Genomic DNA, 16,080 nt, shown 5'->3' with positions numbered 1-16,080 from the left:
TGAACATGCAGTACAGAGAAATTGTTGCAGTAACCGGTCTCGGCGGATTGTTTCAATTATTAGCCAGTAAACAGGACGGCGCGATCGTTCGTTCACTGGAAGACAAAAGCACCCGCTTTGTTTCATCCCGTGTACACAACTTTACCCCGCTGGAAAGTATTGAAGTATTTACCACTGGTGATAATGTAAACCTGGCAGAGGTATTTAAAGCCATGCAGGAGCAGGAAGCGGACCACAAAGTAGTTGCCGCTAATGCCGATAATACTGCGATTAAGACCTATTTCCGGAAAGTATATCCTTCTTTTGATGAAGATAAGGTATATGTAAGCGATATGAAGAAGATGGTAAAATGGTATGCCATCCTGAAGACGAATGACCTCCTGAAATTTGACGAGATCCTGAACCCGGCTGAAGAAGGCGACGAAGATGCCGAAGCATTGGTAGGTGAACCCGCTGCTGCACCGGAAGTGGTAGCAGAGGAAAAACCAGCCAAGAAAGCGAAAGCACCGAAGGCTGCCGCCAAGGAAGATGCCAGCGCCGAAGCGCCTGCTGAAAAGCCGGCTAAAAAAGCTGCTGCCAAACCTAAGAAAGAAGAAGCAGCCGGCGACGAAGAAGCTGCGCCGAAGAAAACTACAAAGAAGAAAAAGACTGAAGAATAGTTGAATTACGGATTATTCAATTACGATTCCGCCGAAGCGGGACACGATGCCGTTGAAAATAAATTATGATATGAGTAATTAAAATGCAACGGTGCTGAAAGGCAGGCTGCATGTAATGAGCATATATTATTCCATTACATGCAGTCATACCTTACCATACAAGGTAACATTGCATATTTCCATTCGTAATTTGTAATTGATAATTCATAATTAATAACGTCTCTCCTAACTTGCTCTTTCAATTAGCCTTTAAGCCTCTCTGCTTTGGCAATGCGGTGTTTCGCTATCTGCAATTAAACGTCTGTAATAGCCCATCCGCCTGTATTTCAGGCTCTCCTTCACAATCTACCCGGTCATAATCATTCATATCATAAATTACTTTCAACAGTATTCCCCATTTTTGCAGGGCAGGCTATGAATGCTTCGCGCTTCATAATTTAACAATTCATATTTACCCGCTCCTGCCTATAATTTTATGCTCGTCGTCCCCCATGATCTCCCCAATTCGTAATCCGTAATTGCCAATTCATAATTATCTTAGTGGGATGGAAACTTTAAATGCAAATATTGAAAAACTGCCCCGCCGGTTTTTACCCGATAACTTTACTGTTACCACCTGGGAGGCGCTGCAGCCTTACTTTGAGGAATTGAAACAACGCCCGCTGAATACCTTGCCGGAACTGGAGCAATGGTTAAAGGATGTGAGCGAGCTGGAAGCCGTGGTGAGTGAAGATGCCTGCTGGCGGCAGATCCGCATGACCTGCGATACAACAGATAAACAGCTGGAAGAAGCGTTTACCTATTTCTGCATGGAAATACAGCCCAAGCTGCAGCCCTATGCAGATGCGCTGAACCGTAAGCTGCTGGATACCGATCTTTCCAAACAGCTGGGCGATAATTATAAAACCTACCTGCGCAGCGTACGTAAGCAGGTAAAGCTGTTCCGCGAACAGAATGTGCCCTTGCTGGCAGAGCTGAGCGTAATGGCCCAGCAATACGGCGTAATATCCGGTAAAATGACCATTGAAGTGAATGGCCAGGAATATACCTTACAGCAGGCAGCCAAATTTTTAGAGAACAGCGACCGCGCCCTGCGGGAAGAGGTGTTCCGTAAAACCAATGAGCGCCGCTTACAGGATAAGGAAACCATGGACAAGCTGTATACCACCCTGGTGGAAAAGCGCGACCAGGTAGCTAAGAATGCCGGTTTTGCCAATTACCGTGATTATAAGTTTGAGGACCTGGGCCGCTTTGACTATACCAAAGAGGATTGCTTCCAGTTTCATACTGCGGTAAAAGAACACATTTTACCCTTAGTAGAAAGCATTCAAAAACGGCAGGCTAAAAAGCTGAACCTGGAGGTTTTAAAACCCTGGGATGCGGATGCAGAAGCGGCCGGTACCAAACCGCTGGAACCTTTCCAAACCGGTACTGAGCTGATTAATAAAGCCATTGCCTGTTTTGATGAGCTGGGACCTTTCTTTGGCAACTGCCTGCGCGTAATGCAGCAAATGGGCCGGCTGGACCTGGAAAGCCGCAAAGGCAAAGCTCCCGGTGGTTATAACTGCCCGCTGGCAGAAACCGGTGTACCTTTTATCTTCATGAATGCTGCCGGGCAAATGAAAGACCTGACCACCATGGTGCACGAAGGCGGCCATGCAGTACATTCTTTCCTGAGCCATCATTTACCGTTAAGCGCGTTTAAGGAATACCCAATGGAAATTGCCGAAGTGGCCAGCATGAGTATGGAGCTGTTCACCATGGATCATTGGGATATTTTCTTTAATGATAAAGAAGAGCTGCGCCGTGCTAAAGTGCAGCAGCTGGAACGCGCCATCATCATTTTCCCATGGATAGCAACCATTGATAAATTCCAGCACTGGGTATATGAACATCCGCAGCATACCGTAGCAGAACGTACGGCAGCCTGGGTAAATATCCTGAATGAGTTTGCCACCAGCATGGTGGATTGGAGCGGTTTGGAAGACTATCGCGCTATTACCTGGCAAAAGCAGCTGCACCTGTTTGAAGTGCCTTTCTATTACATTGAATACGGTATTGCGCAGTTGGGAGCTATTGCTATGTGGAAACAGTATAAGGAAAATAAGCAGCAGGCCCTGGACAATTACGTGAAAGCGTTAAGCCTGGGTGGCACCCGCACCTTACCGGAGCTGTATAAAGCGGCCGGTATCCGTTTTGATTTTTCACCCGCCTATGTGAAAGAGCTGGCGGATTTTGTGCAGAAAGAGCTGGATGCGATTACAATTAGTTAATGTGCAAATATGCTAATGTGCAAATGGATGGTATCATTCATTTGCACATTACTTACAATGCTTACACACCCCGCTTACCACTACTTCTATATTATGCGCTGCATACCCTTTGGGCAATTGAATAGCAGGAATGTCTGTGTCATCCAAGCAAAGCGTATTACCACATTCTTCACATTTGAAATGCACATGATGATCGTGATGGTCCTCTGCGGAACATTCTGATCTGCACAGGGCATACTGCACACTGGTATCCGTAGTAGGGATCTTATGAATAATGCCTTTATCAATAAACGCCTGCAGGGTACGGTAAATAGTAACCCGGTCAAAAGCCTGTCCCGCCAGCTTTTTCTCAAAATCACTGTGTTCCAGCGCACCGCTGCTTTTCATGAACAGCTCCAGTATTTTTACCCGGGTATCTGTTACACTCAAATGGCTGCTCCGTAATATATCGCTGATCTGGTCTTTCGTATTTTTCATGATGATGAAAAATTAAATTACAACAACTACTCTTTCATTAACCGGTCAATGTCATTGATCAGTTTATCCACATCGGTCACTTTTGTTCCCTCATACAAACCCCGTACCCGGCCTTCGCCATCCACCAGGGCAAACCACTGGGTATGCACAAAATCTTCTTCACCGGCATAGGTACCATCATCCAGCATATAACCCTGGCGGGCCAGCTTATACAGCTCTTTTTTGGTGCCGGTCATGAACCACCAATTGCGGGCATCCGCGCCATGTTTGACAGCATAGGCTTTCAGCACAGGCACGCTATCATGCTCCGGATCTACCGTATGGGAAAGAATGAGGAAGTTTGGCTTATCCTTGTATGTGGCATACACCTTTTCCATGTTCTTGTTCATCTTGGGGCAAATGCCGGTACAGGTAGTAAAAAAATACTCTGATACATATATTTTACCCATTACATCTTTACTGGTAATGGTTTTACCCTCCTGGTTGGTAAAAGAAAAACCGCCTACCACATGGCCGGGGCTACCCAGCACCGGTAATTTTTCTTTCCCGAAAAAACTGCCTGTTTCATCCATGATCACATAGCCGGCATAGGTTAGGAAGGCTGCACTAAGCAGCACAAAGAAAGTTATTAAGAATACGGCCTTTTTTGACATAAATATCCCCGCTTTAATGTATGCAAAGGTACAACAAAAACATCCATTCCGGGTGGGTGCAAACCGGCCGTTCAGCCGGTAAAAAATAATACCGGAAAATTTATTTGCAACATTGTTGCAAATAAATATGTAGCTTTGCTGAAGTAGTGAAAGAGAAGTGCGGTTAACTTAAAATTGATTGCGGCCCGCTGTGTGCCGCTGCAGGAAAGCTTTTGCCCGTGGTAAAATTTAAATGATATGCCTGAGAAGTTATTGCGAAAATTGAACCTGGATGTGCTGGGCATTGGCGCCTCTTTGCTTTGCGCCATACACTGTGCGCTGCTGCCGGTGCTGATTACCCTGCTGCCATTGCTGGGTGCTCATTTGCTGGAAAATGAAAAGCTGGAATACGGGTTAATGGCCTGCACGTTTGTGATCGGATGCCTGGCATTGTTCAGGGGATACCGCCACCAGCACCGGCAGCTGTTGCCGCTGTTATTGTTCCTGGCTGGTTTTGCAGGCCTGCTGCTGGGGCACTATGCAATGCCGCCGTTATGGAGGCCCATTGTTATTACAGCGGGCGCATTACTCATCATTATTGCGCATATATGGAACCTGCATAAGTGCAGGCATTAATATACCCACACACATATTGCTATGAAAAAATTACCCGTGACGGTACTGAGCGGCTTTTTAGGCGCCGGTAAAACCACGCTGCTTAACCATGTGCTGCATAACCGAGAAAATTTACGTGTAGCCGTTATAGTGAATGATATGAGCGAAGTGAATATAGACGCGCAGCTGGTAAAAAATGAACAGGTATTGCACCATACGGAGGAGCAGCTGGTGGAAATGAGCAACGGCTGCATTTGCTGCACCCTACGGGAAGACCTGCTGCGCGAAGTAGCTGCCCTGGCGGAACAACAGCGATTTGACTATTTGCTCATAGAATCCAGCGGTATCTCTGAACCGCTGCCGGTAGCGCAAACTTTCTGTTACCAGGATGAGCATAATAACATAGACCTGAGCCGTGTAAGCCGCCTGGATACCCTGGTAACGGTAGTAGATGCCTATAACTTCAGCAAGGATTATGACAGCACAGCTTTGCTGCAGGATCGTGATTTAACAGATGATGCGCAGGACCAGCGCACGATTGTAAACCTGTTAATAGAACAAATAGAATTTGCCAATGTAATAGTGCTGAACAAGTGCGACCTGGTAACCCCGCGGATGCTCAATACCCTGAAAGCCTTGCTGCGCAAGCTGAATGCCGAAGCGCGTATTATAGAAAGCATTAATGGCGCCATACCCCTGCATGAAATACTCAACACCGGTTTATTTGATTTTGAACGTACCTCCCAAAGCGCCGGCTGGATAGCGGAGCTGGAAGCTGCACACACACCGGAAACGGCGGAATATGGTATCAGCTCTTTTGTATACCGCAGCCGGGAGCCTTTTCATCCTGAGCGCTTGTGGCGCTATATCAATGAAGCATGGGAGGGCAATATTTTACGCAGCAAGGGTTTATTATGGCTGGCCTCCCGCCCGGATACAGCGGTGAACTGGAGCCAGGCCGGCGCCTCCCTGCGGGCCGATAAGGCGGGGTTCTGGTGGTGCGCTATTCCCAAAGCGCAGTGGCAAATGGATGCCGCAGCTTACGAATTACTTCGCAGCCGCTGGCATCCGCAATTTGCAGACCGGTATAATGAAATAGTGATCATAGGCCAGGAGCTGGACCCCGCCCGCATTACCCGGGAGCTGGATGCCTGCCGCTGTACGCCTGAAGAGGTAAAGCTGTGGGAGAATGGTTATGTGTTTAAAGACCCTTTCCCGGAATTATAGATCCATCATCCAGCGGCCTGGAAAGCTCAGCGCCGGCCGGGAAGTAGGAGGTAATATGGCAGCCGGCGCCGGCCTTATTGTATGGTAAACTGCACAGCCATAATGAGGCCCTACTTTATAAATGCTCATTTAAATTTAGGTTAATCTAAAAAATAATTTAGAATAGTTGTATTCATAAAACTATTTTTGCTGTATAAAATGTTTCAAATGGTCAAAACTGTACGCTGCATAGTTTGTTTATGCTTATTGGTTGCTGGTATAGCCAGGGCGCAAACAGCACCTCCCGGCCGGCTAAAAGGCGTTGTGCTGGCGGATGGTAAGCCCGTACCCTTTGCCAGTATTGGCTTTGCGGATATTAAAGCTGGTACGGTAACGGACACCGCCGGTGTATATGAACTGGCCAATGTGCCGGCAGGCCGGCACCAGCTACAGGTGAGCGCAGTTGGTTTTGTAAAACATATGCAGGCCGTGCAGGTAAGAACAGGCAACACTACCCGCCTGAATATTCACCTGCAATCCACCGCATCCAGCCTGAATGAGGTGGTGGTAACAGGTACGCTAAAACCGGTATCCAAAGCGGAAAGCCCTGTACCGGTAGATGTATTTACGCCTGCGTTCTTCCGCAAAAATCCCACTCCCAGCTTGTTTGATGCCCTGCAGAATATTAACGGGGTGCGGCCGCAGCTGAACTGTAATGTGTGCAATACCGGCGATATTCATATTAACGGGCTGGAAGGCCCATATACCATGGTAATGATAGACGGGATGCCGATCGTAAGTTCGCTTTCTACAGTGTATGGTTTGTCCGGCATTCCCAATAGCCTGGTGGAAAGAGTAGAGATTGTGAAAGGCCCGGCATCTACCTTATATGGTTCTGAAGCAGTAGCAGGGTTGATCAATATTATTACCAAAGACCCGGCCCATGCGCCTTTGCTTACGGCCGATGTATTCAGCACCAGCTGGCAGGAGCATAATGTGGACCTGGGTTTGCGTATTAACGCCGGCAAAAGTAAATCGCTGCTAGGCATTAATTATTATAACTACCAGCATCCGATTGATAATAACGGGGATGGGTTTACGGATGTAACCCTGCAGCACCGCATTTCTATATTCAACAAATGGACCTTTGCCCGGAAGCAGCAGCGCGTGGCATCCCTGGCAGCCCGGTACTATTATGAAGACCGCTGGGGCGGGCAAATGCAATGGACCCCGCACTGGCGCGGTACCGATAGCGTGTATGGGGAAAGCATCCGCACCAACCGCCTGGAAGTAATAGGCGCTTACCAGCTGCCTGTAAAGGAAAAGATCATGTTACAGTATTCCTTTAATGTGCATGATCAGAACTCCGCTTATGGTAAAACCTGGTTCCTGGCCAATCAGAAAATAGCCTTTGCACAGCTTACCTGGGATAAACAATTAGGCAGGCATAACCTGTTAACGGGTATCCCTTTCCGTTATACCTATTATGATGATAATACCGTGACTACGGAAAAACCAACGGAGCATGGTCCGGCTAATAATCCGAACCATACTTACCTGCCGGGTGTTTTTGTGCAGGATGAAATAAAGCTGCATCCCAAACATACCCTGCTGATGGGTATGCGTTATGATTACAATTCTATTCATGGCAACATCGTCACACCGCGGATGGCTTATAAATGGGCGCCTAATGAGCAGAATGTGCTGCGCTTTAATGTAGGTACAGGTTACCGCGTAGTATCCGTCTTCACAGAAGATCATGCGGCGCTTACAGGTGCGCGGCAGGTAAAGATCACCGAAGACCTGAAACCGGAAAAAAGCTGGAATGTGAACCTGAACTATGTAAAAAAGGTGAACCTGAACAATGTATACCTGGGGCTGGATATGGCGGCTTTTTACACCCGGTTCAGTAATAAGATCATACCGGATTATACCACCAGCCAGGACGCTATTATTTACAGCAACCTGGATGGCTACGCCATATCCCGCGGTTTAAGCCTGAACACAGATATTGCCTTTTCTTTCCCTTTAAAGATACTGGCCGGCGCCACCTTTATGGATGTATATACGGTACAGCAGCAGAACGGGCAAACCGTTAAAGAACGGCCCATGCTTACGGAAAAGCTAACCGGCACCTGGACAGTTTCCTACAGCCTTGCACGTTTGGGTATGAGTATTGATTATACGGGTAACCTGTATGGGCCTATGCACCTGCCTTTGCAGAACAGCCTGGACCCTCGGCCTGCCAACTCACCGGTTTGGAGCCTGCAGAACATTCAATTGACCAAAAAATGTGGTACCGACTGGGAAATATATGGCGGCGTGAAAAACCTGCTGAACTTCAGGCCAGATAAAGATGCCATTGCCCGGCCATTTGACCCTTTTAATAAAAAAGTGGTATATGACCCGCAGGGGAATGTGGTACCTACGGCGGAGAACCCATATGCGCTTACATTTGACACCAGCTATGTGTATGCCTCCAACCAGGGGATCCGGGGATTTTTAGGTGTGCGGTGGACGGTGGGAAAGTGATAATTCGTAATTTTATTCATGCGCTGTTTATTATTATTGGCGTTCTCCCTTTTACTCGCACATGCTGCCCCCGCCCAGGTGCACTATACTACTTTTGAAAAGCTGGATAGTGCTGTGCAGGCAGCCCCGCGTAAAACTTTTGTATTTATTCATACCAGCTGGTGCGCATACTGCAATATGATGGAGCATACTACCCTGCAGGACAAGCCGGTGGTACAGCTGCTCAATAGCTGCTTTTACAGCATATCGCTGGATGCGGAGCAAAAACAATCCATCTTATTTAAAGGAAAAACCTATGCTTTTGAACCGCAGGGTGTAAGCAGCGGGCAACATGAGCTGGCTGCATTGTTAATGAAGGGAGAGAAGGCTGCCTTATACCCTTCTTTTGTACTATTGGATGAGCAGTACCGCATTATTTACCGTTACGGAGGGTATGTGAGCAGTAAGCAATTACTGCGTTTATTGCAAAGAGCCTGTGCAGGACAAAAAGATATTACGGTGCATCCAGGGGCTGATCCGGCAAAATGAGCATCATATGTTACGCCTCCATACTGCCAACTGACCCACATGACGGCCAACTATAACTTCAGCCCCAGCTTAAGTCCCAGCTGTAAGCTGGGCAATACGCTTACCAGCTTATCATCAGAGGCCTGTACAGTGCCGTTATTGTTCTCAAAATTGTGGTAATAATAGATCTTATTACGAACGCCCAGGCCAATGTAGGGGTCAAAGATTATTTTGCCCTTGGTGAACTGGCGCCCAAGCAGGAACTGCAGGCCATATACATCCTTACTGGCGGATTCTTTATACTTGTTGCCCAGGAGCTCTACCTCCTCATTGGGGTAAAACACTTTTTTAACGAACAGCACCGGTTGAAAGTAGGTACCGCCTGCGCGGGAATTTCCTTCATAAATAGAAAATATGTACCAGCGCAGCGCCGCGCGGAAACCCAGCCCCCGGCCTTCCACAAATTGTTCGGTACTGATGTTGGGTTTCTTTTGGCCGAAATCTATCTTCTTGGCCAGGTAATAATCCGGGTAATCTGTATAAATGCCGGTAATACCCAGCTCCAGGCTTAACTTTTCAGTAAGCTCCTGTTCAATATACACATCCAGCTCATTAATGAGGGTAGTAGGGTTTACCTTAATGTAGGTGCCGTTGCGGAAGGTACCGGCCGGCTTGCGATCCTGTGCCCATGCGGTAACTGCATAACAGCAGATGAGCAGTAAAGCAAATAGTGTACGTTTCATAAACAGCAGCTGGGGAAATTTGCGCATAATAGCTATAGCTACAGGCTAATGGCTAACTGCTTCGTTGGTCAATAATCGTTCCACAATAACCGGGTACCAGGTATGTTCCAGCACCTGTACTTTTTTGGCCAGTGTCTCCGGCGTATCGCCCGGTACAATGGTGCAGCGCTCCTGTAAAATGGTGGCGCCGTCATCGTACTTTTCATTTACATAATGAATGGTGATGCCGCTTTCTGCATCGCCGGCGTTGATCACGGCCTCATGCACAAAATGTCCGTACATACCTTTACCGCCATACTTTGGCAGCAGGGCCGGGTGAATATTAATAATACGGTTGGCAAATGCCTGCACCAGGTTGGCGGGTACTTTCCATAAAAAGCCTGCCAGCACCACCAGGTCTATCTGCTCCCGCTGTAACAGTTGTACATAATCATCTCCACGGAAAAAAGGATCTTTTTCAATCAGTATGGCCGGTATGTTCTCCTTCTCTGCTATCCGGAAAATTCCGGCGTCCGGTTTGTTACACAGGATCAGGGTAACCCTGGCAATTGTTGAATCTGAAAAATGGTCTATGATCTTTTGGGCATTGCTGCCGGCACCTGAAGCAAAAATGGCAATATTTTTCAAAACGGTTGTAGTTTTTAACCAGCGCAAAGATAGAATTACGAATTGTCAATTACGAATGCGAAGCAAATGAATGCCATTGAAAACAATTATGGATATGAATAATTACGAATTTGTTGACGCTGCTCAACCTATGTGGTAAAACCGTTATATATGCATGTAGGGTTTTATGTAGGGGGGAGGAGTTGCACTAGGGTTGCGCAGCAATTACGGGGCCTTTTTAGGAGGGAAGCATACCAGTTGCACCCGAATAAAAGGGCCATTAAACAGGGCGGCCTGTTTAATTACCGCAAATACTCCCCGCAACCTTTATAAGTACTATCCTTCAGCTGCACCTCTACGGCATAGGGGCGCATAAAACCATTTACATCATCTATACAGGCGCTGTTGCGGATGGTAAGAATGAACTCCGCCTTTTCCGTTTTGGCGGTATATACCTGCAGGGTATCTGTGTCCGGGTGGGGGCGGGACGTGGGTACGCGTACGGAATCGCCCTGCACCGTCCGGAAGAAAATGGTTTTCTGCCGGTCCATTTCCAGGCTCCAGGCAGGGTGGATCCCTGCGGCCATAAAATCTATGCCTTCGGCAGCTTTCTGCTGCAGGCGGGCGGGATCTCCACCACTTACCGGACGTAATATATAATTATCTGCCAGGGCGCCGGTAATGCGCTGGCCATGTTCATTTAGCTGGTAAAGCCGGCCGTCCTCAAACAGGAAGGTTTGTTTGGATTGTCCGCTAAGGGTAATGCGCACCATGGAATCCTGCTCTATTTTCCAGGTACCGGTATCTACCACCGGGCGGTTCTGGTTGCGGTCCCGGTATACCATCAGGATTTTGTAGCGGTTATTGTCATACAGGCTGATCTGGTAATCAATGCCCGGGCAGTCGGCGCAGGGCAGGGTACCCTGGTAGCTGCCGTTAGGCGTATGGGCGCCGGCGTCCGGTTGGGCAGGTGTTAGCAGGGCGCTGCTATCAGTGGCATCCGGCGCCGGCTTATTGCCCCCGCAGGCGGTTAATATTATTCCCAGTATGGAGGTAAAAATGAAAGTACGGTATAACATGGGGAACTTTTTTAAGCAGGTTGGTTAAAATTACATCAATTAAAAACAAAAACTAACAAGCAAACTATGCCATTATATATAGGGGTGAGACCGCTCTTATAACAAATAAATTCATTACATGATATTTATCATAAAATTTGCCCTATAAAGTGCTTATGTATAGAAAAAACAGTTATAGCTGCAACCAAATAATTTTTTATTTGTTGATAAATTGTCAACATTGTGTCTTATTTTTGCTGGCACTTTTAAGAAACTAAGGTCAAATCTAAACTTAATAGGCTGTGTATCGTCGTGTTTCCATTCGTATGCGTAAGCATTTTGTGAGTGTTCTTATCCTATGCGCGGGTCTTGTACTCTCGGTTTCAACAACAGTTAAAGCGGCAGATCCGGGTAAGGGTAAGGCATTATTTCAGCAGAATTGCGCATCTTGTCATAATGTACATAAGAGGGTAACCGGTCCCGCGTTGAAAGACGTTGAGGGAAGATGGTCTGATAAGAAATTATTGCACCAGTGGATCCACAACTCTGCTTCTGTGTTAGCATCGGGCGACCAGTATGCCAATACGCTGTATAACGAATATAATAAGCAGGCGATGCCCGCTTTTCCTTCGTTTACAGATGAGGATATTGATAACATCCTCGCTTACATTTCACAGGAAGGCGCTAAAGAACCCGGAGGCGGTGCTAAAACAGCGGTAGCTGCAGGCGGCGCAGAGGAATCCGGTGAAGATAACAGCCTGCTGTTTGGTATCATCACCCTGATACTGGCAGTAGTAGCCCTGATCCTGATGCAGATCAACAGCAACCTGAATAAGCTGGCTGCTGATAAAGAAGGCGTGGCTACGCCGGACCCCGTTCCCTTCTATAAGAATAAAGCTTACATCGCACTTGCTATAGTAGTATTGTTCATGGTTGGCGGTTACTTCACCATACAGGGGGCCATTGGCCTGGGCCGCCAGAAAGACTACATGCCTGAACAGCCTATCCACTACTCGCATAAAGTACACGCCGGCATTAACCAGATCAACTGTTTGTATTGCCACGCCGGTGCGGAAAAGAGCAAACACGCTATGATCCCTTCTGAAAATATCTGTATGAACTGTCACAAAGCCATCAACGAATATCATGGCCCCGACCTGTTCACTGCAGAAGGTAAGAAGATCAACGGCAGTGCTGAAATTGCGAAACTATATGATTACGTAGGCTGGGATCCGCAGGCACAGAAATATACCAAACCCGGTAAACCCATCGAATGGACCAAGATCCACAACCTGCCTGATCACGTGTACTTCAATCACTCCCAACACGTAGTAGCCGGTAAACAACAATGTCAAACCTGTCACGGAGCTATCCAGGAAATGGATGAGGTGCACCAGTTTGCTGACCTTTCCATGGGCTGGTGTATTAACTGCCACCGCACCACTAAAGTGCAGTTTGCAGATAATAAATACTACAGCATTTTTGAGAAGTTCCACCAGGATGTGAAAGATGGTAAAATTGACAGCGTAACCGTTGAAATGGTGGGTGGTACTGAATGTCAGAAATGCCACTACTAATATTTTAGATTTCAGATTTCACAAATCATAGATCACATCAAATCTGAAATCGTAAATCTAAAATCAAAAATATACAATCACGTAACTCGTAATAAATAACATGGAGCAGAAAAAGTATTGGAAAGGCCTGGAGGAGTTGCATAATACCAAAGCGCATCAGGAAATAGTGAAGAATGAGTTTGGAGAAGAGCTGCCGTTTGATGAGAGTGATAGCCTGTTAGGCGCAACAACCCCCCGCCGGGACTTCCTGAAGTACCTGGGGTTCACAACTGCTGCCGCTACCATAGCTGCCAGCTGTGAAATTCCGGTGAAGAAAGCCATCCCTTACGTAAATAAGCCGGAAGAAATTACCCCCGGCGTACCTAACTACTACGCATCTACTTATGCTGTAGATGGCGAGTATGTGCCGCTGGTGGTGAAAACCCGTGAAGGCCGTCCGATCAAAATAGATGGTAACACTTTAAGCTCCGTAACCGGTGGCGCTACCACTGCTAAAGTGCAGGGCGCAGTACTGGGCCTTTATGATACCGCCCGCCTGCGTTATCCTACTATCAATGGTACGGAAACCACCTGGGCTGAGCTGGACAAACAAGTAACCGCTGCCTTAGGCGCATTAGGCGGTCAGCCGGTAGTATTACTGAGCTCCACCATTTTAAGTCCCTCTACCAAAAAAGTAATTGGCGAGTTCCTGGCTAAATACCCCGGCTCCCGTCATGTAACATACGATGCAGTATCCTACTCCGGTATGCTGCTGGCTAACGAAGCTGCTTACGGTAAAAAAACACTGCCTTCCTACCATTTTGAAAATGCAAAGGTGATCGTAAGCCTGGGCGCCGACTTTTTAGGCACCTGGTTAAACCCGGCTGAATTCTCCAAAGGTTACGGTGCTACCCGTAAAATAGACCAGGAGAAGCCGGAAATGAGCAAACATTTCCATTTCGAAAGCACCATGAGCCTTACCGGCGCTAATGCTGACGAAAGATATACTCATAAACCTTCTGAAACCGGTGCAATAGCACTGGCCCTGTTTAGCGCATTAGGCGGTTCTGTAACAGCACCTGCCATTGCAGACAAACGTTTGGCAGATGGTATCAAAAAAGCTGCAGCAGCATTACAGGCCAGCCAGGGCAAAGCACTGGTAGTATCCGGCTCTAATGATGTGAATGTGCAGCTGATCGTAAACGCCATCAATAACCAGATAGGCGCTAACGGTACTACCATTGACTGGGCTACCACTTCCAACTACCGCCAGGGTATTGATAGTGACATGGTGCAGCTGGTAACAGACCTGAATGCCGGCAGCGTTGGCGCTTTGCTGGTATTTGGCGTAAACCCTGTGTATGATTATTTCGACGGTAAGAAGTTTGCCGACGGTTTAAAGAAAGCTAAGCTCACCGTTACTTTCAACGACCGTAAGGACGAAACTTCTGAACTGTGCAAATACGCCGCCCCTGATCATCACTTCCTGGAAAGCTGGGGTGATGCAGAAGGTAAAACCGGCTACTTCAGCTTTACACAGCCTACAATAGCTCCCCTGTTCAAAACCCGTGCATTTGAAGATACGCTGCTCTCCTGGAGCGGTAACACTGCTACCAACTGGGTAAGCTACCTGAAAAATGAGTGGATGAGTAAGCTGGGCGGACAGGAAGCCTGGGATAAAACCCTGCAGGATGGTGTAATAGAACCCACTACTGCCCCTGCCTTAGCAGGTGCTAATTTTGCAGGTGATATTGCCTATGCAGCCTCCAAGATCAACAGCGCTAAAAAAGGCGGTGAAGTAGAGCTGGTGCTGTATGAAAAAGTAGCTATCGGTAACGGTAAGCTGGCAAACAACCCCTGGTTACAGGAAATGCCGGATCCTATTACCCGCGCTACCTGGGACAACTACGCCTGTATCTCTAACTCCCGCGCTAAAAAATACAAAGAGGAGCTGGGCGATGATTACGAAATTCATGCCGGTAAACAGGTATTGAAAATAACCGCTAACGGTAAAACTGTTGAGCTGCCCTTGCTGATAGTTCCCGGTATTCACCCTGACGTAATTGCGATTGCCGTAGGTTATGGCCGTAACATGAACGCAGGTAAAGCAGCCGGTGAAGTTGGTAAGAACGCTTATCCGTTTGTAAGCTATAACGGTCAAACCTTTGATTACTTTTCACCTGCCGTTACGATCGAAGACGCCGGCAAAAAGTATGACATTGGCTTAACCCAGACACACAACAGCTACGAAGGCCGTCCTATCATTAAAGAAACCACGCTGCAGGAGTTCATCAAGAACCCGAAAGCGGTGAATGAGGATCGCGAAGAGCTGAACAAATACGGTAAAGATTTCCGCGCAGACGCTACTTTATATCCCAACCACCCTTACCCGGGTATCAAGTGGGGCATGTCTATTGACCTGAACACTTGCTTTGGTTGCGGCGCCTGTACAATAGCCTGTCAGGCAGAGAATAACGTTTCCGTAGTAGGTAAGGAGCAGGTGATCAAGGCGCATGAAATGCACTGGATCCGCATTGACCGTTACTTCAGCGGTGATGAAAATAACCCGGAAGTAGTGTTCCAGCCTATGCTGTGCCAGCACTGCGATAACGCTCCGTGTGAGAACGTTTGCCCGGTAGCTGCTACCAACCACAGTTCCGAAGGTATTAACCAGATGGCGTATAACCGTTGTATCGGTACCCGTTACTGCGCTAACAACTGCCCGTATAAAGTACGCCGCTTTAACTGGAGAGACTGGAATGGTGCAGATAGCTTTGAAAACAACCTGTACGATGTTTCTGATATGAACGATAACCTGACCCGTATGGTGCTGAACCCCGATGTGGTAGTACGCAGCCGCGGTGTGATGGAAAAATGTTCCTTCTGCGTACAACGCCTGCAGGATGCTAAGCTGGCTGCCAAGAAAGCCGGTCGCCCTGTTAAGGATGGTGAGGCTAAAACTGCCTGCCAGCAGGCTTGTGCTGCCGATGCAATTGTTTTCGGTAACGTAAATGATAAAGAAAGCCGCGTATTCAAGATCCGTAACGAAGAGCAAACCGAAAGGCTGTTCTACGTACTGGAAGAAACCCATACGCTGCCTTCCGTTAACTACCTTGCTAAGATCAGGAATAAAGATGCCGCTCCGAAAGCTGAAGGTCAGCACGAAGAGGCCGCGCATCACTAAACCGGGATTATAGCGAAGTCCGGTAAGGAAGT

General features: G+C 47.6%; 13 protein-coding genes. 8 read left to right on the top strand and 5 right to left on the bottom strand.

All coding sequences use genetic code 11. The features are described from left to right. Window positions 1-5 precede the first annotated feature (5 nt). Together BMZ54_RS03455 and BMZ54_RS03450 are read left to right on the top strand one after the other, a co-directional pair. Window positions 6-659, top strand: coding sequence for a DUF5606 family protein (locus BMZ54_RS03455; protein ID WP_089906743.1), 654 nt, complete (start codon window positions 6-8; stop codon window positions 657-659). Window positions 660-1,204: 545 nt separating this feature from the next. After that, complete coding sequence (locus tag BMZ54_RS03450; protein WP_089906742.1) at window positions 1,205-2,932, top strand: M3 family oligoendopeptidase; 1,728 nt, start codon at window positions 1,205-1,207, stop codon at window positions 2,930-2,932. Window positions 2,933-2,980: 48 nt separating this feature from the next. Here BMZ54_RS03450 and BMZ54_RS03445 read toward each other — a convergent pair whose 3' ends face one another. Next, window positions 2,981-3,409: a Fur family transcriptional regulator gene (locus BMZ54_RS03445; protein WP_089906741.1), complete on the bottom strand. Its 429-nt coding sequence runs from the start codon at window positions 3,407-3,409 to the stop codon at window positions 2,981-2,983. Window positions 3,410-3,435: 26 nt separating this feature from the next. Beyond that, a complete protein-coding gene (locus BMZ54_RS03440) occupies window positions 3,436-4,062 on the bottom strand; it encodes an SCO family protein (protein ID WP_089906740.1) in 627 nt (208 codons plus the stop codon). Between the two features lie 237 nt (window positions 4,063-4,299). Here BMZ54_RS03440 and BMZ54_RS03435 point away from each other — a divergent pair, with 237 nt between their 5' ends. The 4 genes from BMZ54_RS03435 (at window position 4,300) to BMZ54_RS03420 (ending at window position 8,922) form a co-directional block, all read left to right on the top strand. Continuing rightward, a complete protein-coding gene (locus tag BMZ54_RS03435) occupies window positions 4,300-4,677 on the top strand; it encodes a MerC domain-containing protein (RefSeq protein WP_089906739.1) in 378 nt (125 codons plus the stop codon). A 21-nt stretch (window positions 4,678-4,698) separates the two neighbouring features. Then, window positions 4,699-5,883: a GTP-binding protein gene (locus BMZ54_RS03430; protein ID WP_089906738.1), complete on the top strand. Its 1,185-nt coding sequence runs from the start codon at window positions 4,699-4,701 to the stop codon at window positions 5,881-5,883. A 207-nt stretch (window positions 5,884-6,090) separates the two neighbouring features. After that, window positions 6,091-8,394 carry a TonB-dependent receptor gene (locus BMZ54_RS03425; protein ID WP_089906737.1) on the top strand — a complete coding sequence of 768 codons (2,304 nt, stop codon included), beginning with the start codon at window positions 6,091-6,093 and terminating at the stop codon, window positions 8,392-8,394. Between the two features lie 18 nt (window positions 8,395-8,412). Further along, window positions 8,413-8,922 (top strand): thioredoxin family protein, encoded by a 510-nt coding sequence (locus tag BMZ54_RS03420; protein WP_089906736.1) that lies wholly within the window; start codon window positions 8,413-8,415, stop codon window positions 8,920-8,922. Window positions 8,923-8,972: 50 nt separating this feature from the next. On the opposite strand, the gene BMZ54_RS03415 is transcribed toward BMZ54_RS03420, so the two are convergent. The 3 genes from BMZ54_RS03415 to BMZ54_RS03405 all read right to left on the bottom strand — a co-directional run bounded on the left by BMZ54_RS03415 (window position 8,973) and on the right by BMZ54_RS03405 (window position 11,329). After that, window positions 8,973-9,644 (bottom strand): hypothetical protein, encoded by a 672-nt coding sequence (locus BMZ54_RS03415; protein ID WP_143080893.1) that lies wholly within the window; start codon window positions 9,642-9,644, stop codon window positions 8,973-8,975. A 45-nt stretch (window positions 9,645-9,689) separates the two neighbouring features. Next, window positions 9,690-10,271, bottom strand: coding sequence for a phosphoribosylglycinamide formyltransferase (purN, locus tag BMZ54_RS03410; protein WP_089906734.1), 582 nt, complete (start codon window positions 10,269-10,271; stop codon window positions 9,690-9,692). A gap of 281 nt (window positions 10,272-10,552) precedes the next feature. Then, the gene (locus BMZ54_RS03405) at window positions 10,553-11,329 is read right to left on the bottom strand and encodes a copper resistance protein NlpE N-terminal domain-containing protein (RefSeq protein WP_089906733.1); all 777 of its coding nucleotides are present in this window, start codon (window positions 11,327-11,329) and stop codon (window positions 10,553-10,555) included. A 305-nt stretch (window positions 11,330-11,634) separates the two neighbouring features. Here BMZ54_RS03405 and BMZ54_RS03400 point away from each other — a divergent pair, with 305 nt between their 5' ends. Both BMZ54_RS03400 and BMZ54_RS03395 read left to right on the top strand, forming a co-directional pair. Next, window positions 11,635-12,885, top strand: coding sequence for a c-type cytochrome (locus BMZ54_RS03400; RefSeq protein WP_089906732.1), 1,251 nt, complete (start codon window positions 11,635-11,637; stop codon window positions 12,883-12,885). 100 nt (window positions 12,886-12,985) lie between these two features. Then, the gene (locus BMZ54_RS03395) at window positions 12,986-16,048 is read left to right on the top strand and encodes a TAT-variant-translocated molybdopterin oxidoreductase (RefSeq protein WP_089906731.1); all 3,063 of its coding nucleotides are present in this window, start codon (window positions 12,986-12,988) and stop codon (window positions 16,046-16,048) included. Window positions 16,049-16,080: the final 32 nt, after the last annotated feature.

Source organism: Chitinophaga rupis, assembly GCF_900109685.1.
Lineage (GTDB): Bacteria > Bacteroidota > Bacteroidia > Chitinophagales > Chitinophagaceae > Chitinophaga > Chitinophaga rupis.
This window is presented reverse-complemented; position numbering and strand designations above follow the sequence as displayed.